Origin of the sequence: Amphritea japonica ATCC BAA-1530 (assembly GCF_016592435.1) — a bacterium.
Classification (GTDB): Bacteria; Pseudomonadota; Gammaproteobacteria; order Pseudomonadales; family Balneatricaceae; genus Amphritea; species Amphritea japonica.
Genome location: NZ_AP014545.1, coordinates 1,006,346 through 1,025,597, shown reverse-complemented (window position 1 = coordinate 1,025,597; position 19,252 = coordinate 1,006,346). Strand labels below are relative to the sequence as shown.

The following is a 19,252-nucleotide window of genomic DNA, read 5'->3' as shown; positions in this document are numbered from 1 at the left end:
TCACTTCATCACCATCTGTGATGAGGCGGGTTGCCAGTTATCCGGCGCTACATTCAACATGCGTAATGCACCACCCACGACACGGGAAAACACCGGCGCTGCAACTTCACCGCCGTAATACTCCTGTCCTTTCGGGTTATCCACCATCACAACCGCGACGATTTCAGGATTATCAACCGGTGCAACACCGGCAAAAATAGAGACATACTGATCATCGGCATAACCACCAGAACCCACCTTATGCACCGTCCCGGTTTTGCCAGCAACCCGATATCCTTCAATCGCAGCACGACGCCCCGTACCACCTGTTTGGGTTACCGTTTCCATCATGCGAAGCACCTGGTTAGCCACTTTTTCAGGCATTACCCTGGTGGAAGGTTCCGGCCGGTCAAGTTTCAACAGAGAAACAGGCCGAACCAGCCCGCCCGAAGCGAAGGGTAAATACGCCTGCGCCAGCTGCAAAGGCGTTACAGCTAAGCCGTAGCCGTATGCCATTGTTGCCCGTTCAACCAGCCTTTTTTTCGGGACAAAGGGCAGCACTCCTGCCTGTTCACCGGGAAAACCCGTACCCGATATCTGCCCCAGACCAACATTCTGAAACACATTTCGCACCGCATCTTCATGCATTGCCAGTGCCAATTTAGTCACGCCGACATTACTCGATTTCGTAATAATCAGGCCTAAATCCAGTTCACCATAGTTACGGTGATCCCGAATTGTTTTACCTTTGACCCTGATATAACCTGGCGAAGTATCAATGACCGTACTCGGTGAATACTTTCCACTCATCAACGCAGCTGCAATCGTCAGAGGCTTCATTGTCGAACCCGGCTCAAAGGTATCGGTTACCCCTCTGTTACGCAGCGATTCCATACCTGCCCCCAGATTACTCCGGTCATTTGGGTTATATGAAGGTTGATTCACCATCGCCAACACTTCGCCCGTATGCGCATCCAGTACAACCATCGCTGCTGAATCCGCCTTATGCGCCTGCACAGCTGCTTTTAGCTCTCTGTATGCCAGGTATTGCAGGCGCAGATCAATGCTCAACTGTAAATCATGGCCTTGTGACATCGGCTCTAACTCACGGATATGCTTAACCGTTCGCCCTAACAGATCTCGCATCACCAGCTTTTTGCCAGGAACCCCTTGCAGCCAATCCTGAAAAGCCAGCTCTATCCCTTCCTGACCTTTTCCATCGACATTGGTAAAACCAACCAGGTGAGTAGCAACTTCTGCTGCGGGATAAAATCGTTTGTATTCTCGATCAACATAAACCCCAGGCATATCCAGCGCCTCAACCTGCGCCGCCTGTATAGGCGTCATTTGACGTTTCAGATAAATAAACTGCTTTTTCTGAAAGCGGGCAACCCGTTTCAGCAATGCCGTTTTGTCGGTACCCAATAATCCAGCCAGTTTAGTGATCGAAGCGTTTTGTCGATCAAACTCTTTTGGGTTCATCCATACGGTCGACACTGGCGCACTCACCGACAAAGGCTGACCATTACGATCACTAATCATTCCTCGGTGAGCAGGTATTACAGCTGTACGCAGAATTCGGGCATCACCCTGACGCTTCAGGAACGCCTGTTCCTGAACATTCAGTGAGAGCATTTTGGCTGCAACGGCACCCGCTATCAGAAACAGCAAGACAAAAACCAGCCATAAGCGCCAGCCTCTGGCCGCTCGAGCTTGTAACACTTGCTCATCGCTCATCTCTGATCACCTCTACCTGCTCAGGAATTCGCATCCCTAAACGCTTAATGGCTACCGACTCTACCCGATTATTGGCAGCCAGCGCCCCTTGTTCCAACAACAACTGCCCCCACTCAACCTGAAGCTCATCCCATTGCTGCACTAACTCTTGTTGCTGATTAAACAACAACCGATACTGATGCGCCGACCAGATAACCATCAATGCGGACAACACCACAAAAACAATTGCGCTCATCAGCGCCAGCCCGGGCCCTACTAACTCAACAGGCTTGATCAGCTTTCCAACCGGCGGTTCTTCTTCGGCCTTCAGCCATCCCGGCAGTGGCACATTCAGCTTCATCGTATTTTTTTCGCTGCCCGCATCACTGCACTCCGGGAGCGCGGGTTATCTGAAACTTCATCACGGCCAGCCTTCACTGCTTTTCCTACTGCCTTCAAACGAATTTTCAACATATCTTGTGTTACCGGAATACCAGGCGGCAGGTGGTCATCACCTTTAACATGCTTACGAATAAACCGCTTAACAATTCGATCTTCCAGAGAATGGAAGCTGATTACCACAAGGTGTCCCCCAGGTTTCAACATATCAAGCGCCTGATCCAGACAATCTTCCAAATCTTCTAATTCACGGTTAATGAAGATTCGAATTCCCTGAAATGCACGAGTAGCCGGATTCTTACCTTTTTCCCATGCCGGATTCGCCTCAGTAACAATCTTCGCCAGACGCCCAGTCGTTACAATCGGCTCGAGCTCACGCTCATTCACAATTGCCCGGGCCATACGTCTGGAGTGACGCTCTTCGCCATAGGTGTACATCACATCAGCGATCTCTTTTTCACTGGCGCGACTTAGCCATTCAGCCGCGCTTTCACCCACGTCTGGGTTCATCCGCATATCCAGCGGTCCGTCAGCCATAAAACTAAAACCACGATTTGGATCATCTAATTGAGGAGACGAGACCCCCAGATCCAACAACACACCATCAACCTGTCCGGCAAGCTCACGTTGACGAACAAACTCTTCCAGCTGTGAAAATGATCCCCGCTCGATACTAAAGCGTGGTTCATCTGCAAAACGCTCTGCTGCACAGGCAATCGCTTCAGGATCTTTATCGATCCCCATCAGACGACCTTGTTCTGCTAAACGACTCAATACTAAAGCCGAGTGACCGCCGCGCCCAAAGGTACCATCGATGTAAAACCCTTCAGGATCATCGACCAGGGTATCCACAGCCTCATTCAGCAATACTGTGATATGTTGTAACTCTGCACTCATGTGCGCTGACCCCTGTCGGTTTATAGTGATAAATTCTGTAATTCGTCTGGCAACTCAGCACCACCATCGGCCTCAGCCAGATACTCTTCACGGGTGGCTAACCAGCGTGCTTCGCTCCATATTTCAAACTTGTTACCCTGCCCCAGCAAAACAACTTCTTTGGTCAATTCCGCGTAATCACGCAACGGCGCAGGCAGTAGCAGTCGACCATTACCATCCATATTCAGATCGGTTGCGTGACCAATTAATAGTCGCTGTATGCGTCGGGCGGCTGGATTAAAGCTGGGTAACGCCTCAATCTTTTCCTGAATCTCTTCCCATTCAGCAAGCGGGTACAACAGCAGGCAGCGTTCCTCGGTATCAATCGTCGCCACTAACTCTCCACAGCAGAGCTCCGTGATCTTGTCACGGTAACGCGCCGGTATGGCCATACGGCCTTTGGCATCAAGATTGATTGGGCTGACCCCTCGAAACACTGAAACAACCTCCCGCTAAACCAATTTAACCCACATTTACCCACATTTACCCACTACTGCACACTATAGAAATTAACCCCCGGCTTTGCAAGGAAGAAAACGTCAGTGAAAGCACCAAAATGGGAAGGAGTATTAGCTCGATAAATACAGAACTAGTAATTAATCTAACGCTGGAGAAAAACCATTGGATTAACAGAGAGTTAAAAAAACTCAAAAATGGCCCTGACAAAAGCAGCCGCAACTAAAGTGAATAAAAAGAAATACACGATATTTAATAAAGCACTATGAACATGTAAAGACACCATGACCTGAATAACTATAAATTCATCATCGCATCAGCACTGCCTAGCGTTTAAATAACATCAACACCCCATCTCTGCAGCAGAGTAGAGAAACCTTAACCTTGAATGCCGGCGATTTTACTAAGATATGCACCAACATCAATAAACACAGCATTAAACTACGGGATAAACATAATCAAGAATACGGCGGGCTCTATACTCTTTCATATCCAGATTCACATCGGGAGCTGCCAAAAAAGACTCAACATCTCTTACCGCTTTTGCAAGAGCGTGCTCACCTTCTATCTCGTATGTTGCAGCAAGAGCCAACATAAAACTGGGGCCACCCTCCAACAAATCTGACAAAGCCACACTTGGCGATACTAAATCCTGACTTGGAGGCGAGAAATAGCTTGGATCACTACTACGGAATACTTGCTCACCTTTGTTGAGGACACCCGCATCTGAGGCCTTCAGAATCACATCTGCATATAACTCCATTAATTCTAACTTACTAGTCGTCATTAAATTTCATCCTCCCAACTCTACCGGCAACCCAAGACTCTTGTGCACTCTTACTTACGATAAAATCTCCAATAACCAACGCATCCATATGCGTATTTAGAAAGCATTTAATTGCATGCCCTGGCGCACAGACAATGGGTTCACCACGGACATTAAAGGAGGTATTCAATAGCATCGGACAACCAGTAGATTCGTGAAACGCCTTAAGAATACGATATACCCGCGATTCACTCTCATTGGTTACTGTTTGCAAGCGAGAACTATAGTCGATATGACTAATAGCATTAAACTCCGTCGTTACTGACCGCTGCAATTCTGCCAACTTATAAACACCTGAGCCTCGAACATCATTTACCTTAGGACCGGTACAAAATCGCTTATTAAGCCTAGAAACCAACAACATATAGGGGCTTTCGGTTATACCTTCAAAAAGCCTTTCAGACTCTTCCAACAAAACTAAAGGAGCAAAGGGCCTCCAGCCTTCTCTAAACTTAATTTTCAAATTCACACGACTCATCATATCTACAGGTCGCGGATCCGCAAGTATTGATCGATTCCCCAAGGCCCTGGGCCCAAATTCCATCCGCCCATCAAAGTGCCCCAGAATCTGACCCTTAGCCAACAAGTCAGCAACAGCGTGGCACAACTGCTCATCCGATTCATACTTAGTATAAACTAGCCGGTTTCTTTGCAGTGCTGACTCGATCTGAACAGGGGAATAGTGCGGACCAAGATATCCACCCTGCATGCCATCTTTATTTTTAATCGCTTTATCGATACTCGGTTTAGGCCTTTCCGAAAGCTGTAGCGCCACATCGAACGCCGCACCCAAAGCACCTCCGGCATCCCCTGCCGCAGGTTGTACCCAAACACCCTCAAGACCTGGCGTATTAAGAAAAATCTTACTATTAGCTACACAATTGAGCGCGACCCCACCAGCAAGGCAAAGGCGATTCATCCCTGTAAGCTCTAGCGCCGAACGGGCCAACGCCTGCATAACCTGATTAATTACTGACTGAACAGAAGCGGCTATATCCATAAAGTGCTGAGAAACAGGACTTTCAGGCAGCCGGGCAGGCTCCCCAAAAAATGAACCAAACAAAGGACTTATTGTGCTTACACCCGTATGAAATTCAAAATACTTTAAGTTTAGCGTGAACGATCCATCCGGTTTTACATCAATCATTTCATCGAGTATTTTCTGTTCATATATCGGATTACCAAATGGAGCAAGCCCCATAAGCTTATATTCACCAGAGTTAACCTTAAAACCACAGTATTGGGTAAAGGCACTATAAAACAGTCCTAATGAATGAGGAAAACGAACCTCTCCCTGCGGAACCAGCTCATTCCTGTCACCCGACCAAATAGAGGTTGTCGACCACTCGCCCACACCATCCACAACCAAGACTGCAGCCTTGCTGAAAGGGGATGGGTAAAAAGCAGAGGCAGCATGCGACCTATGATGAGTCGAAAAAAATAGTTTTTCCGGATCATCCAGAATACCCAATAGCGCCTTGGGCAACTGTCGATTTAACTCATCTACCGCGCGCAGTGCTTGAGCCCATATCGGCGCACCTCTGGGAGCATTTCTTACTGCACTTTTAAAGATACGATCCATTTTTAAACGAGGATTTTCGTAAAATGCCACAGCGTCCAAATCACAACCTTTAGGCAAGTGCCTCAGACAGTATTTAATACTATTAACAGGAAAACTGGCATCTCCCTTCTTACGCGTGAATCGTTCCTCTTGTGCTGCCGCCAGCACCTTATTACCTTTAACGAGTGCTGCAGCTGAATCATGAAAAAGACCAGAAACTCCTAAGACAATTTTTTCACCAGACATCAGATTTTCCGTTCCACAGACTCGCATAAACCTTTGACCGGCACCAACAATCGTTCAGAAAAGAGACGATTAGCGTACGCATTCGGATGTATATCCTTTGGCAGAAACGTATGAGACTTATCCCAGGGAGCAGACACATCGATAGCATTCGAAAAACCACTCAACATAGCAATATTAAACTCTGGATCTAACTGGTCAAGCAGCGCAATTATCACAGGGATACCATGAAGCTCAGAAAACTCCGTTATCGCTTTAAAAACTGAAAAAGTAGCTTGATCTAACATATAGTCATTTGGAAGGAATACATCAAAGTCATGACGCAAAATACTTGGCTGCCAGATAGCTACATAGTCAATCTCCAGTTTGCCATTTCGATCCTGCTTAGCAATAGGAAAATGCTCAACGCCTCGCTCATACCAATCCATTTTCAAAAAATGTCGCATTCTTTGTGGGTGGGCTATATTACGAAACCTGTGGTCACTGATAACACCAAACACCGCAGCTTGAACAACACCTTTTTTAACATCCTGTCGGAACTGCAGGAAACTCTGCACAGTACCATGTCCCCCAACCCCTCGATTTAACACATTTACATTTTTCAATGAATTCTGAAGGAGTGCTGCGAAAGTTTCACTATCAGCCAACCCAGTACCATAGGTAAACGAACAACCATATACCGCAAAATTGAATTCAGCTGCCTCTGTTTGGCCGGGAGTAACACGCCATCCATCAGAACCAATAGTTTGAATAATATTATTACGAAATGGCACCTCAATCTGAGCACCAGGAGCCAAAGACCACCCAAGAACAGGATGAGGTTTAAACACTTGACGAGGTTTGAAAACAATCAAAACTTATAACCATTATCTATGCTACTAGCCAGAAAGCGGGCCGCTTCAGTTGAAACTTCTCCGAAGTAGAGTGGACTTTCATGTCGGATAAATTTAAAAGGCCTATTATGAATTTTTTCGTAATCCCTCATAAAGCTCGGCAAAGGGTGCTCACCAGGCTTTGAGTTTGTCGCAACGCCACCATGAATTTGATGAAACAGCCCCTCACCTAAAATAATGATTGGTGATATTTGAGACTGCTGAGTAATTCGGTTCAGAAAATCGTGATTAACCAACCCTCCTCCGGGTGCCTGGAACCTCGGATCATAGCCCCCCATATACAGATAATGGGAACGCCGCATAGCAAACCAACTACACTCCCCCGGCATTCCCCCTAAAAAACCAGCTTTAGAAGACGGCGCTATAGTAGAAATATCAAAGAGTTTATAACCATTTTTCTGCCAATCAATTGAGTCTAAGAGGAGATCTTCTTCGGATTGATTATAACCCTCTAACATAGATTTTTTTTGCACGTCAGGCCCTAAATGCCAGGCAAGCGCGCAAACAAACGGCTGCTCAACTAATTCGAGTGCTTTTAGGGTTCTACCAATCAAACCTGGCGTAGACATTCTTGCGCCGTCCACAATCACCGCGACAAATTCACCTTCAGCGATGCTTACTCCATAGTTAATTGCATCCACAGGTGAAACTGAATCGGTATCAAAATAATGATATTTTATATTCCGCCCTAATTCCCCCACGCGATCAGGATTTAAAGGGCAAACAGAGCCATTATCAATTGCAATAATCTCATAATCTAGTGCAGACACACCCGACTGATAAGCAGCACTCAGAGAGTACAGTGTACGCTCTGCCTCACGTTGCATTTCATGAAAAATCACAACGACTGAAAGGGATATGTTATTCATTGCTCTCTCTTATTATACTATTCACTTCGCTAACACGACTTATCTAACAACTCTCTATAAATCGCCTGCTCTTCACTTCCTAACTCAAGGTCACTTTCTTTAAATATACTCTGCGTTCTAATATTTTCTTCAAAAAAGCCACCTGACACATTAATGCCCTCAGGCAAACCAAGGTAAGCACTTGCTTGCTCTATAGAATACAGATACTCATCCTGCGGCCTGTCAAAACAGATGAGAGGAAACTCGTAATGTTTTACCGCCTCCAGGAGGCTGCGATTATAAAGAGTCCATAGCTTTAAGGGAGCAACTGACGGAGCCAGACCCGGACGCTTTGTTAGAGAGGCAATAACAGCACTTGGGTGCCTGAATGTTCCGACAAACTTCATATCAGGAAGCGCTTCAAGCCAAAATGGTAGTGTCAAAACCACACGAGGATCTTTAAACCCCCAATGCCTGTTATTTTTTAAGGTATTTATAATATCGTCGCGTCTTTGCCGATGTTCGTCATTCCAAGAAATAAACTCTGGAGGCCTATCCCATGTCCCCCCACTTGACTCAAGTACATCATCATTAAGACGGCGCAGCTCCTTATTTTCCTTATTTCCCTTCTTATTATGTGGCGAAGCATTCACAACGTCTCCAAGAAAAAGACCCCGTTCTTCCAAACAACCAGCAAGACAACTGGTTCCACTACGATGCATCCCTAAAATACATACCTTTGAACTTTCCATACTTCTACTCGTTATATTTAACCGAAACGAACCGTCACTATTATGCAGAAACTCAAAAAACCAACCGCCTCAAATAGAGAACGCAGTACTCACCTGTATAATGCTCTTGCACATGGTAAGCTCCATAACATACACGACATCCCGAAGTTAGCACTCGCAAAAGCATAAATCAAAGCACTTAATTACCCAGGATAACACTAAGGAATTGATTGATATGAATTTCCAACTAAAGCTTCCTCCTGTCGCTATAGGAGGCATCGGGGGTAGTGGGACTCGGTTGATTGCTGACATTATCCAAGCAGCCGGCTTTTTTATTGGCGAAACCCTGAACCACCCACTTGATAATTTATATTTTACTTTACTATTTAAAAGGCCCGACTGGGTCAAACGATTTCCATCAACGGAAGAGATCGACATTGCCATTCATCTGTTTCAAAAAGCAATGACGCAAGGACTCCACGGAAAACTTTCCTCTTCTGAGATTGCTTATCTTGAATATCTGGCAACGCTACACAATGCAGCCAAATCTCCTACTGGTGCCGACCGCTTGATCGCACAAAAGATAATATCGTCAAATGCACCCGACTTTTCTTCACATGTAGGATGGGGATGGAAAGAGCCAAACACACACATATTCTTACCAGAAATAGCCAGAAAAATTAAAAACATTAGATATATTCATGTAGTTAGAAATGGCCTGGATATGGCTTACAGTAAAAACCAGCAGCAGCTACGAAACTGGGGGGAATATATAAACAACGAGCCACCCGCAGTAAACGCTGCTCAAGCATCGCTATCTCTGGATTATTGGATAAAAGCAAACCAGCGCGCGATTCAATTAGGAGACTCATTATTACCTAATCGTTTTTTACTTGTTAACTACGATAAACTTTGCTCTGAACCAACAACTGAAATCCCTCGAATTATTGAATTTCTTGAAGCAAAGCTATCAACCCACACGATACAGGAAATGAACGAAATGGTAGCCCCTATCTCTGTTGGCCGTTACCAGAATCACGATACAACAGTATTCACGCAGCACCAGCTAGATGCAGTAACAGAGCTTGGCTTTGATATCGAAACAAACAGATAACTATTACTCAGAGCGTACCGCTTGATTGTTATATTACAATTTTTAATGCAACCAACGAACACAAAGCCTTTGGTCCTCATTCGACAAAGCTTTAAAAGATAGCTGTTTACAAAAAAAGGCCTGCGGAATAGATAGCGTTACGCCAGCTTAAAAACATCTTTAACAGGCAATTCTTAACCTGTTGAAAGCACAATGAAATCAGTTGTAGAGATCGCCGATAAGCCATGAGCTTTTTATAGAGCTATCGTGGACAATCATTCATATAGGACTTGACACCTTCACCAATCAACCCATTGAAAACATTCAATAAATTAGTTGTAGAGATCGCCGATAAGCCATGAGTTTTTTATAGAGTTGTCGTGGATAATCATTCATATAGGACTTGATACCTTCAACAGGTAGTCCCTTGAAAGCATTTTATAAATTAGTTGTAGAGTCTGTGTGAAGGCCTCTCTTAGCCTCAGTAGGCAACGAAGGACACAACTTTCTGATATGAGTTGGAATGACGTAACGGAAGTAATAAGTATTGCCACGAAGGACAACGAAGGGATGGGAGTTTTGTACCAGTTTATGTACCATAGCGAAAAGACCCTCAACAAGTCATCCGTAACCTGTTGAAAATACTATGGAATTAGTTGTAGAGTTCGCCGATAAGCCGGGTTTTGTCGTGGACAATCATTCATCTAGGACCTGCGTCGCCACAGGCCTCGAGCGACCTACCCGAATCCGATATGAGCCATACCTTCGTGGATTCCTATTTGGTCTTGCTCCAGGTGGGGTTTACCATGCCGTGAAATGTTGCCACTCACGCGGTGCGCTCTTACCGCACCCTTTCACCCTTACCGGCTTTCTGTAAACAGAAAACGTAGGCGGTCTGCTCTCTGCTGCACTTTCCGTAGGCTTACGCCCCCCAGGCATTACCTGGCACCCTGCTCTATGGAGCCCGGACTTTCCTCCCCTCCTTTACAGGAGCGGCGATTGCCTGGCGAACTCTACGGCGCAAAGGATACCAGCACACCCGCCATTAGCAAGCCAAAGATCAAAAGAGCGGATGAATTATTTACGCTCAAGCGCTGCCTGATACAGCACCTTCTTTTTAACACCCGTAATTCTGGCAGCCAGCGCCGAAGCCTGCTTAACCGAGAGCTCTTCCAATAGAATATCCAGGACCTCACTACTGCGCGGATCAAGCAAGGTATCATCTTGCTCCGGCGCCCCTTCTATCATCAAGACGAACTCACCTTTGCGCTGATTAGGGTCCGCCTCTACCTGAGCAAGCACCTCTTCTGCAGTACCTCCAAGAAAGGTTTCAAAAGTCTTGGTTAACTCTCTGGCCAATACAATAGACCGTTCCGACCCAAAGGCACTCACTATATCTTTCAGGCTATCAATGATTCGATGGGGCGACTCATAAAACATCAACGTTCTGGTTTCATTGGCCCGTGCAGTGTAATAATTCAACCGTTGTTGTGACTTAGCTGGGGGAAATCCTTCAAACGCAAAGCGATCAGAAGGCACTCCTGCGGCACAGAGCGCCGCAACCAGAGCACAACAGCCTGGCACTGGTGCAACCTGAAAGCCTGCTGCCCTCACCTCCCTCACAAGAACAAACCCCGGATCTGAAATAAGCGGCGTTCCGGCATCAGAAATAAGCGCTATATCCAATCCCTGCTGCAACTTTTCAATAATTTTTTGCTGTTGCTGGCGTTCATTATGGTCATGAACTGCTATCATCGGCGTTTTGATATTAAAATGTGACAGCAAACGTCCACTGTGACGGGTATCTTCAGCTGCGATTAATGCGACAGACTCCAATATACGGAGCGCACGCGGCGTTATATCTTCCAGATTGCCAATTGGCGTTGCTACTACATACAAAACTGCTTCGGACATCGGTATTCGAGCCATTTATAATTCAGGGTGTGAAAGTATATGACGTTTCCAAGTCGTCTGTCTCTTGTCCTAACCGCAAGCGCGGCACTTTTTCTTGCCGGCTGTAGTATTCAGACAAATAATACAGTTTCTCAAAAGCCTAGCGATCCTATGCAACAGGTCTCCGAACTACTCACAGAGGCAGAAACCGCAGCACCCATCAAAAGCGCTCAACTCAAAGCAGAAGCCGCTCGAACACTGATTCAGCTAGGCCGTAAAGACGAAGCATCCCGCCTTCTGGAAGAGATTAATATTGAATTCCTGACGCCGGGACTGCAGTTTGAAATTGCTGAATTAAAGGCCCGTTCAGCCTTAGAAGAACAAGATGGTCAACGAGCATTACGCTATCTACAACAACTTCCTCAGGAAACAACTAACAGTCTGCCCGCAGAACAGCAGTATCAAATCGGTGAAATGCAAGCCGATGCTTATCGATACCAACAAAATCCTGTGAACGAGCTATTGCAGCTTATTCAACTGAGCAGTTACAACCTGAATGAAAAAACCGAAGCTCTTCACAACCGTATATGGGGCTTGCTTATCAAACTGCCCACCCCGCAGCTTCAACAACTCAGCAGACAACCTAACAACAGTTACTACCAGCAAGGCTGGTATGAACTTGCATTAAGCACCACAACGGCACGCGATCTCAGCCAACAAAACCAACTATTACAGCAATGGGACACCCTGTGGCAGTCCCATCCAGCTCAACAAACTCCACCAGCAGCACTGAAGGCTGTCACAGCGACAGACACCCTGAGCGCAGAACATATCGCACTATACCTGCCCATGAGTGGAAATCTGGAAAAGCCCGCTGAAGCGATCATAACCGGGTTCATGACCGCCCATTATAATGCCGTACGAGCAGGCGACAGTACCGCCAAAGTAACGATGCTCGATTCTAACAAAATACAATCACCCGAGCAGCTCTATCAGGTAGCACAAGAGCGCGGTATTGATCTGATCATCGGGCCATTACAAAAGCAGATGGTTGAAAGCCTGATCAACTTTGGCCCAGCACCTATTCCAACGTTGACGCTAAATACCATTGCCGATCGCCAGCAGGACAATGTATATCAGTTTGGACTCTCGATCGAAGATGAAGCAATTCAGGCAGCAGAGAAAATCTGGCAAGACCAAAAAAGTCAGACACTAATTTATACACCCGACACCGACTGGGGGCAACGCGCAGCCGCTGCATTCAGGCAACGCTTTACACAGCTGGGCGGCACCGTACTGGACAGCTACAGCTATAGCAACAACGCCAACTATTCAGAGCAAATTGCCACCCTACTGGGCACCGAGCAGAGCAATGAACGACGCAAGCAGCTGACACAAATCATTGGTCAGAGACCTGAGTTTGAAGATCGGCGCCGTCAGGATGTCGATGCCATTTTCCTATCCGCCCTGCCCCAGGCTGCACGACAGATTAAACCCACACTGGCGTTCTACTACGCCGGAAAAATTCCAGTTTATGCCACGTCTCACCTATTCAGCGGCAATAAAGCAGCAATCGAGGACCAGGACCTGAATGGCATCCGTTTTGTATCCACCCCCTGGATTAGCAGCGCCCCCTCGACAGCCCACTTACAATTAGCTCAACAGCGGAACAATACTGACAGCCGCTTTGGTCGCCTTTACGCACTAGGCATTGATGCATTCAGCCTATTTCCTTACCTTGCCCAGCTATCGGCATCAACCTCAGCAAAGATTGAGGGCGAAACAGGCGCTTTATCAATCAGTGGTAATAACCAGATAGTACGCACCCTGAACTGGAATATCTTCAAACAGGGATTAGCCACACCAATGCAATAAGAGAACTCATGGACAGACAAAAAATAGGCAAGGATGCCGAACAAAACGCCCTCAACTATTTAACAAAACAGGGTCTCAAACTAATTGAGAAAAATTATCGCTGCAGGTTTGGAGAGATTGATCTCATCATGCGCCACGAAGATCACCTGGTGTTTGTTGAGGTACGTAGCAGGCGTCACCAACAATGGGGCGGAGCCAGCCTTTCAGTTGATTCCCGCAAACAAAAGAAATTAATTAAAACAGCAGGTTACTTCCTCAGCCAGCAAAAAAGCAGTAATCTGCCAATATGCCGGTTTGATGTTGTCGCATTTGAAGCCAATAAGGACAACGGGAGTGGAGATTCCTGCCCTATATGGTATAAAGACGCCTTCAGACCTGAAGCCACTTTCTGACAGGAGCACCGATGGTACTTCAAGACCGAGTAATTAGCCTGTTCCATAACAGCATGGAGGTTAATGCCCAAACCATCGAAGAATACACACCGATGATCTCTCACGCTGGAGAACTGCTCCTCAGCTGCCTTATGTCTGAAAATAAGATTCTCTGTTGTGGCAACGGCGGCAGTGCCGCCTTATCACAACATTTCAGCAGCTTGCTCATGAACCAGTTTCGCCATGAGCGGCCAGGCCTTCCAGCCATCTCTCTAAGTGCTGACGGCTCAGCCCTGACAGGCATCGCACAAGACAGTCAGTTCAATGATGTTTTTTCGAAACAAATTCGTGCACTAGGACAGCCAGGCGATCTGTTATTAATACTCTCCGGCGATGGCCGCACAGCTAACCTGGTTCAAGCGATACAAGCTGCACACGACAGAGATATGCTGGTAATTGCATTAACCGGCGGAACTAATGACAACATTCACTCTCTATTACTGCCAGACGAAGTCGAGTTTTGCATCCCAGCAGACGACCCCGCACTGGTTTTCGGTGCTCAGGCTTTAATTATACACGCGTTGTGTGACCTGATTGATTACCAACTTTTTGGTGGAGAATAATTGATGAAACGGATAATTATCCTAACGATAGCCGGCCTTCTTACCAGCGGCTGCTCTACAATAGTCAGCAGCTTTAAAGAAGAGCCGATTCAAGAAGTTCGCACCGATCGCACCACCGGCAGCTTTGTCGATGATGAGCTGATCGAGATTAAATCTCATGTCAATATAAGCAAAGGCACTGTCGAGCTTAGTAGCAGCCATGTCAACGTCACCAGTTTTAATGGTGTCGTATTAATTACTGGACAAGTAGCCACCGAAGACAGCAGATTGGAAGCTGAGAAAATTGTTAGCCAGGTACGTAAAATTCGCCGTATTCACAATGAATTAACCGTAACCAGCCCAACATCAACCCTCACCCGCGCCAGCGATACCTGGATTACCGCTAAGATTAAAGCCAACATGATTGGCGATAAACAGGTTGATGCCACGCAAGTTAAAATCGTTACAGAGAATGGTGTCGTTTACCTGATGGGGCTAGTAACCCGAATGCAGTCTGACAATGCAGTCAGACTAGTTCGCGGCGTTAATGGTATTCAGAAAATTGTGAAAATATTTGAATACATAGATTAAAAGCAGATATACGAAGCCCTATCGCTATTCTTGTCCGAGCACAGCGATAGGTAGCTTGTCCGCCCTCCTCGCGATTAAAACCCGGACACCTTTGCCCAATCCATCGGCGTGAGGGCACGCCTCCTACACAAAACATCGACGCTTTGCTTTTGAAGCGATCGAACCACAGGCCTTAGCGCTTATTTAACAACCTTCAGCGAAGGACGCGTTTTTTCTTTAGGCTTTTCTGGCGGCTCAGGATCATTATCAGGCCCTTCCTCATACAACGCCTCAACACCTGGCTCTGAGCCAAAACCCATACCCTGCCCATTCTCACGCGCATAGATAGCCAGAACTGACACCATGGGCGCAAAAACATTCATCGGCACACCACCAAAACGCGCACTGAAACTAACAGCGTCATTATCGATCATGACACCCTGCACGGCTGATGGCGCAATATTCAAAACAATTTGCCCATCACTAATAAACTGCTGCGGCACCATTACACCCTGAATTTCAGCATCAATAACCAGATGCGGCGTCCAGCCATTATCCAGAATCCACTCATTGAGCGCCCGAATCAGATATCCACGACTAGATTGCATTATTACACTCCAAAAAAAAGGATGAGTAGATACCCATCCTTTTTAAAATACCACTAACTATCAATCAGTCACGCATTTCGCGCTCTTCTTCTGAAAGACTCAACTGAAACGACTCACGCTCAAACAGACGATCCATATACTTGATCAACTCTTTGCTTTGAGCTTCTGGTAACTCAACACCCAGAATTTCCAGACGCCACAATAACGGAGCGATACAGCAATCAACCAACGTAAACTCTTCACTCATGAAGAAGTCTTTTTCACCGAAAATTGGCGATACAGCCACAAGACTATCGCGCAACGCTTTACGCGCCTCTTCAGCTTCATCTGCATCCTCAGAAGTCAGAATAACGTCTGCCAGATCACACCAATCACGCTGAATGCGATACATATACAAACGGCTTTCAGCACGTGCAACAGGATAGACAGGTAGTAGCGGTGGATGAGGAAAACGCTCATCCAGATACTCCATCATCACATTTGGCTCATACAATACCAACTCACGATCCAGTAGGGTCGGCAGGCTATTGTATGGATTCAGTGAAGCCAGATCCTCAGGCAAATTATTTGGATCGCAGTCGTTAATCTCAACCGCAACACCTTTTTCCGCCAGAACGATACGTACCCGATGGCTGTAATGATCATTACCATCGGAGTAAAAAGTCATAGACGAACGCTTGGCCACTACACCCATTAAATCACCCCGTTTCACATATTCCATAAAAAAAATATACGCGGGCCAATAAAATTGGACCGCGTATTGGTATTACTGACCGACAGACGTTTAGTGAACGTCTTTCCAGTATTCTTTCTTCAGTAAGAAAGCAAATACGAAGAAGATAGCCAGGAAGATCAGTACTTTAAAGCCGATTGCCTGAGACTCAAGCTTAACAGGATTACCCATATAAGACATGAAGTTCACAAGGTCATAAACAGTTTTATCGAACTCTTCAACAGACTGAGAACCTTTCTCAGAAATAGTCAGACATCCACCAATCTGTAAACCAGTCAGAGGATCAATCTCACTCTTCTGATGCGCCAACTCCTCAGGGGAGCAATGGTTCATCTGAACACCCTGCAGACCTTCCAGAACGTTAGGCATACCAACATCCGGGAATACAGTATTGTTCACACCCCATGGGCGCGCAGGATCTTTGTAGAAGCTACGAAGATAAGTATAGATCCAATCTTCACCACGCAGACGCGTTTCAAGCGTCAAATCTGGTGGCGCAGTACCGAACCACTTGGCAGCATCAACCTGAGGCATAGCAATAGTCATCTGCTCGCCCGACTTCTGATCACCAAAGATCAGATTCTCAGCCATCAATTCAACCGGCATACCAATATCATTGGCAGCACGATCAAAGCGCTGGTAGTTAGCCGAGTGACAACCCATACAATGGTTAACAAAGGTCTTCATACCACGCTGCAAAGACGCGTGATTAGTAGGGTCAGCATCCATACTATCAAGATGCACCCCACCAGAGCTCGCACTGGCTACCATAGGTACCAGCACCATAATGATTGCGATAAAAAACTTTTTCATTAGCCTGTCACCCTTTCTGGTACCGGTTTAGTGCTTTCCATTCTGGTGTAGAACGGCATCAGGAAGAAGTACGCAAAGTACAATCCTGTACAGATCTGCGCGACAACCGTACGACCTGGAGTTGATGCAACTACACCTAAATACCCAAGAATCACAAAGCTCACCGCAAAAATAAGCAACCAAACCTTGCTGATCCAGCCTTTGTAACGCATAGATTTAACCGGGCTACGGTCAAGCCATGGCAGAACAAACAGAATAGCAATAGCACCACCCATCACAACCACACCCGGGAACTGAGAACCCAGAATTGGCGGAATCGCACGCAACATCGCGTAGAACGGTGTGAAGTACCAAACCGGCGCAATATGCTCAGGCGTCTTCAATGGGTTAGCTGGTTCAAAGTTAGGCTTCTCAATGAAGTAACCACCCATCTCCGGGAAGAAGAAGATGATCAGACAGAAGACAAACAAGAACACCACAACACCTACAATATCTTTAACAGAATAGTAAGGGTGGAAAGGAATACCGTCTAGCGGGATGCCATTCTCATCTTTCTTATCTTTAATCTCGATACCATCAGGGTTGTTAGAACCTACTTCGTGTAGCGCAATGATGTGCATAACAACCAAGGCCAACAATACGATTGGCAATGCAACAACATGTAAAGAGAAGAAGCGGTTCAGAGTCACGCCAGAAATGACGTAATCACCACGGATCCACTCAGCCAGATCAGGACCAATAACCGGCACAGCAGAGAACAGCGATACGATTACCTGAGCACCCCAATATGACATCTGACCCCATGGCAGCAAGTAGCCCATGAATGCTTCAGCCATCAGCGCTAAATAGATCGCCATACCGAAGATCCACACCAACTCACGAGGCTTGCGGTAAGAACCATACAATACACCACGGAACATATGCAGATAAACGACTGCAAAGAATGCAGATGCACCGGTAGAGTGCATATAACGAAGTAGCCAACCATAATCCACATCACGCATGATATATTCAACAGAAGCAAACGCGCCTTCCGCTGTTGGGTTGTAGCTCATCGTCAACCAGATACCGGTCAGCAGCTGGTTAACAAGAACCAACAGCGCCAGGGAACCAAAGAAATACCAAAAGTTAAAGTTCTTTGGAGCGTAGTATTTTGCCAGATGATCATCCCACATCGCCGTCAGCGGGAAACGATCATCAATCCAGCCCATAACACCTGGATTTCCTTTATTACGTGCGCCAGCCATTATGCAGTCTCCTGATCAACACCAACAACAATCACGTTATCGCTCTCATAGAAATGAGGCGGAACAACCAAGTTAGTAGGCGCTGGTGAATTCTTTACCACACGGCCCGACAGGTCAAAACGCGAACCATGACATGGGCAATAGAAACCGCCAACCCACTGAGGACCGAGGTCTTCAGGAGCAATTTCAGGACGGTAAGTCGGAGAACAACCCAGGTGAGTACAGATACCCACCAGCACAACGATATCTTCACGTATCGCTCGAGCAGGCGTACCCGGCACATATTCAGGCTGTTGCGGTACCACTGACTTTGGATCACTCAGAGTGTCATCCAGTGTCGCCAGACTAGCCAAAGCTTCAGGTCCACGACGAACAACCCATACAGGCTTGCCTCGCCACTGAACGATAGCCTGCTGACCTGGTTCAAGCTTGCTGACATCTACCTTCACCGGTGCACCAGCAGTTTTTGCCTTTGCACTCGGATTCCATGAAGCCACGAACGGAACTGCTGCTCCTACGGCACCTACTGCCCCAACAGCAGAAGTGGCACCGATCAGGAGACGTCGCCGCCCCTTATTCACGCCGTCATTACTCATTAAGATTATCTCCCCTCACTCAACCTTTGAACCCCTGCGCTATTGCAGCGCAGCAATTTTCTGGTTGCTCAGTAATGAATACCGAATTAACGGATTTTTAAAATGGCACAAATAGTAATGAAATTCCCCTCTTCTTACAAGGCCAATTAGGCGTAAAACCCCCTTTTTACGCCTATAGTCGAGGTTGTCTTGACATCACCCTGCAAGAGAAAAAAAGAAACAAAAAAAACGCCCGAACCATTGCTGGTGCGGACGTTTTTTTG

General features: G+C 46.5%; 20 protein-coding genes and 1 other RNA gene. 5 read left to right on the top strand and 16 right to left on the bottom strand.

Features of this window, described 5'->3' with window-relative positions; translation table 11 throughout:
- From AMJAP_RS04710 to AMJAP_RS04670, 9 genes are all read right to left on the bottom strand, one after another.
- Nucleotides 1-1,716, bottom strand: coding sequence for a peptidoglycan D,D-transpeptidase FtsI family protein (locus tag AMJAP_RS04710; protein ID WP_019621918.1), 1,716 nt, complete (start codon nt 1,714-1,716; stop codon nt 1-3).
- Nucleotides 1,706-2,056, bottom strand: a complete 351-nt coding sequence (ftsL, locus tag AMJAP_RS04705) for a cell division protein FtsL (protein WP_019621917.1) — start codon at nt 2,054-2,056, stop codon at nt 1,706-1,708. Before ftsL ends, AMJAP_RS04710 begins: the two co-directional genes overlap by 11 nt.
- On the bottom strand, nt 2,053-2,991 hold the full coding sequence (gene rsmH / locus AMJAP_RS04700) for a 16S rRNA (cytosine(1402)-N(4))-methyltransferase RsmH (RefSeq protein ID WP_019621916.1): 939 nt from the start codon (nt 2,989-2,991) through the stop codon (nt 2,053-2,055). The genes ftsL and rsmH overlap by 4 nt, the downstream gene beginning before the upstream one ends.
- A gap of 20 nt (nt 2,992-3,011) precedes the next feature.
- A complete protein-coding gene (gene mraZ, locus AMJAP_RS04695) occupies nt 3,012-3,467 on the bottom strand; it encodes a division/cell wall cluster transcriptional repressor MraZ (RefSeq protein WP_019621915.1) in 456 nt (151 codons plus the stop codon).
- A gap of 455 nt (nt 3,468-3,922) precedes the next feature.
- Nucleotides 3,923-4,273: a hypothetical protein gene (locus AMJAP_RS04690; RefSeq protein ID WP_019621914.1), complete on the bottom strand. Its 351-nt coding sequence runs from the start codon at nt 4,271-4,273 to the stop codon at nt 3,923-3,925.
- Complete coding sequence (locus tag AMJAP_RS04685) at nt 4,263-6,119, bottom strand: carbamoyltransferase family protein (RefSeq protein WP_019621913.1); 1,857 nt, start codon at nt 6,117-6,119, stop codon at nt 4,263-4,265. Before AMJAP_RS04685 ends, AMJAP_RS04690 begins: the two co-directional genes overlap by 11 nt.
- Entirely contained in the window at nt 6,119-6,970 is an 852-nt protein-coding gene (locus tag AMJAP_RS04680) for an SGNH/GDSL hydrolase family protein (protein ID WP_019621912.1), read from the bottom strand. Before AMJAP_RS04680 ends, AMJAP_RS04685 begins: the two co-directional genes overlap by 1 nt.
- Nucleotides 6,967-7,878 carry a glycosyltransferase family 2 protein gene (locus tag AMJAP_RS04675; RefSeq protein ID WP_019621911.1) on the bottom strand — a complete coding sequence of 304 codons (912 nt, stop codon included), beginning with the start codon at nt 7,876-7,878 and terminating at the stop codon, nt 6,967-6,969. Before AMJAP_RS04675 ends, AMJAP_RS04680 begins: the two co-directional genes overlap by 4 nt.
- A 29-nt stretch (nt 7,879-7,907) precedes the next feature.
- Nucleotides 7,908-8,609 carry a sulfotransferase gene (locus tag AMJAP_RS04670; protein WP_083935343.1) on the bottom strand — a complete coding sequence of 234 codons (702 nt, stop codon included), beginning with the start codon at nt 8,607-8,609 and terminating at the stop codon, nt 7,908-7,910.
- 214 nt (nt 8,610-8,823) lie between these two features.
- On the opposite strand from AMJAP_RS04670, the gene AMJAP_RS04665 reads away from it, so the two are divergent.
- Entirely contained in the window at nt 8,824-9,702 is an 879-nt protein-coding gene (locus tag AMJAP_RS04665; RefSeq protein WP_019621909.1) for a sulfotransferase, read from the top strand.
- A 635-nt stretch (nt 9,703-10,337) separates the two neighbouring features.
- On the opposite strand, the gene rnpB is transcribed toward AMJAP_RS04665, so the two are convergent.
- Together rnpB and rsmI are read right to left on the bottom strand one after the other, a co-directional pair.
- Nucleotides 10,338-10,696, bottom strand: an RNA gene (gene rnpB, locus AMJAP_RS04660) — RNase P RNA component class A.
- A gap of 62 nt (nt 10,697-10,758) precedes the next feature.
- Nucleotides 10,759-11,595, bottom strand: coding sequence for a 16S rRNA (cytidine(1402)-2'-O)-methyltransferase (gene rsmI, locus AMJAP_RS04655; RefSeq protein ID WP_019621908.1), 837 nt, complete (start codon nt 11,593-11,595; stop codon nt 10,759-10,761).
- 39 nt (nt 11,596-11,634) lie between these two features.
- Between rsmI and AMJAP_RS04650 the strand changes: the two genes are divergently transcribed.
- Genes AMJAP_RS04650 through AMJAP_RS04635 form a run of 4 tightly spaced genes read left to right on the top strand, consistent with a single transcriptional unit; the run spans nt 11,635 to nt 15,013 of the window.
- Entirely contained in the window at nt 11,635-13,449 is a 1,815-nt protein-coding gene (locus tag AMJAP_RS04650; protein WP_019621907.1) for a penicillin-binding protein activator, read from the top strand.
- 8 nt (nt 13,450-13,457) lie between these two features.
- The gene (locus AMJAP_RS04645; protein WP_019621906.1) at nt 13,458-13,841 is read left to right on the top strand and encodes a YraN family protein; all 384 of its coding nucleotides are present in this window, start codon (nt 13,458-13,460) and stop codon (nt 13,839-13,841) included.
- An 11-nt stretch (nt 13,842-13,852) separates the two neighbouring features.
- Nucleotides 13,853-14,443 carry an SIS domain-containing protein gene (locus AMJAP_RS04640; RefSeq protein ID WP_019621905.1) on the top strand — a complete coding sequence of 197 codons (591 nt, stop codon included), beginning with the start codon at nt 13,853-13,855 and terminating at the stop codon, nt 14,441-14,443.
- Between the two features lie 3 nt (nt 14,444-14,446).
- On the top strand, nt 14,447-15,013 hold the full coding sequence (locus AMJAP_RS04635) for a BON domain-containing protein (RefSeq protein WP_019621904.1): 567 nt from the start codon (nt 14,447-14,449) through the stop codon (nt 15,011-15,013).
- Nucleotides 15,014-15,192: 179 nt separating this feature from the next.
- Here the strand turns inward: AMJAP_RS04635 and AMJAP_RS04630 are convergent, their stop codons facing one another.
- From AMJAP_RS04630 to petA, 5 genes are all read right to left on the bottom strand, one after another.
- Entirely contained in the window at nt 15,193-15,600 is a 408-nt protein-coding gene (locus AMJAP_RS04630) for a ClpXP protease specificity-enhancing factor (RefSeq protein ID WP_019621903.1), read from the bottom strand.
- Between the two features lie 64 nt (nt 15,601-15,664).
- Complete coding sequence (gene sspA / locus AMJAP_RS04625) at nt 15,665-16,294, bottom strand: stringent starvation protein SspA (protein WP_019621902.1); 630 nt, start codon at nt 16,292-16,294, stop codon at nt 15,665-15,667.
- A 90-nt stretch (nt 16,295-16,384) separates the two neighbouring features.
- Nucleotides 16,385-17,146: a cytochrome c1 gene (locus AMJAP_RS04620; RefSeq protein WP_019621901.1), complete on the bottom strand. Its 762-nt coding sequence runs from the start codon at nt 17,144-17,146 to the stop codon at nt 16,385-16,387.
- On the bottom strand, nt 17,146-18,393 hold the full coding sequence (locus AMJAP_RS04615; protein WP_019621900.1) for a cytochrome b: 1,248 nt from the start codon (nt 18,391-18,393) through the stop codon (nt 17,146-17,148). The genes AMJAP_RS04620 and AMJAP_RS04615 overlap by 1 nt, the downstream gene beginning before the upstream one ends.
- A complete protein-coding gene (gene petA / locus AMJAP_RS04610; RefSeq protein ID WP_019621899.1) occupies nt 18,393-18,989 on the bottom strand; it encodes a ubiquinol-cytochrome c reductase iron-sulfur subunit in 597 nt (198 codons plus the stop codon). The genes AMJAP_RS04615 and petA overlap by 1 nt, the downstream gene beginning before the upstream one ends.
- Nucleotides 18,990-19,252: the final 263 nt, after the last annotated feature.

Bases quoted from the DNA above. Each gene is read 5' to 3' on its own strand.
- AMJAP_RS04710 (WP_019621918.1), bottom strand. From the start codon at position 1,716: ATGAGCGATGAGCAAGTGTTACAAGCTCGAGCGGCCAGAGGCTGGCGC.
- ftsL (WP_019621917.1), bottom strand. From the start codon at position 2,056: ATGAAGCTGAATGTGCCACTGCCGGGATGGCTGAAGGCCGAAGAAGAA.
- rsmH (WP_019621916.1), bottom strand. From the start codon at position 2,991: ATGAGTGCAGAGTTACAACATATCACAGTATTGCTGAATGAGGCTGTG.
- AMJAP_RS04690 (WP_019621914.1), bottom strand. From the start codon at position 4,273: ATGACGACTAGTAAGTTAGAATTAATGGAGTTATATGCAGATGTGATT.
- AMJAP_RS04685 (WP_019621913.1), bottom strand. From the start codon at position 6,119: ATGTCTGGTGAAAAAATTGTCTTAGGAGTTTCTGGTCTTTTTCATGAT.
- AMJAP_RS04675 (WP_019621911.1), bottom strand. From the start codon at position 7,878: ATGAATAACATATCCCTTTCAGTCGTTGTGATTTTTCATGAAATGCAA.
- AMJAP_RS04670 (WP_083935343.1), bottom strand. From the start codon at position 8,609: ATGGAAAGTTCAAAGGTATGTATTTTAGGGATGCATCGTAGTGGAACC.
- AMJAP_RS04665 (WP_019621909.1), top strand. From the start codon at position 8,824: ATGAATTTCCAACTAAAGCTTCCTCCTGTCGCTATAGGAGGCATCGGG.
- rsmI (WP_019621908.1), bottom strand. From the start codon at position 11,595: ATGTCCGAAGCAGTTTTGTATGTAGTAGCAACGCCAATTGGCAATCTG.
- AMJAP_RS04650 (WP_019621907.1), top strand. From the start codon at position 11,635: ATGACGTTTCCAAGTCGTCTGTCTCTTGTCCTAACCGCAAGCGCGGCA.
- AMJAP_RS04645 (WP_019621906.1), top strand. From the start codon at position 13,458: ATGGACAGACAAAAAATAGGCAAGGATGCCGAACAAAACGCCCTCAAC.
- AMJAP_RS04640 (WP_019621905.1), top strand. From the start codon at position 13,853: ATGGTACTTCAAGACCGAGTAATTAGCCTGTTCCATAACAGCATGGAG.
- AMJAP_RS04635 (WP_019621904.1), top strand. From the start codon at position 14,447: ATGAAACGGATAATTATCCTAACGATAGCCGGCCTTCTTACCAGCGGC.
- AMJAP_RS04630 (WP_019621903.1), bottom strand. From the start codon at position 15,600: ATGCAATCTAGTCGTGGATATCTGATTCGGGCGCTCAATGAGTGGATT.
- sspA (WP_019621902.1), bottom strand. From the start codon at position 16,294: ATGGGTGTAGTGGCCAAGCGTTCGTCTATGACTTTTTACTCCGATGGT.
- AMJAP_RS04620 (WP_019621901.1), bottom strand. From the start codon at position 17,146: ATGAAAAAGTTTTTTATCGCAATCATTATGGTGCTGGTACCTATGGTA.
- AMJAP_RS04615 (WP_019621900.1), bottom strand. From the start codon at position 18,393: ATGGCTGGCGCACGTAATAAAGGAAATCCAGGTGTTATGGGCTGGATT.
- petA (WP_019621899.1), bottom strand. From the start codon at position 18,989: ATGAGTAATGACGGCGTGAATAAGGGGCGGCGACGTCTCCTGATCGGT.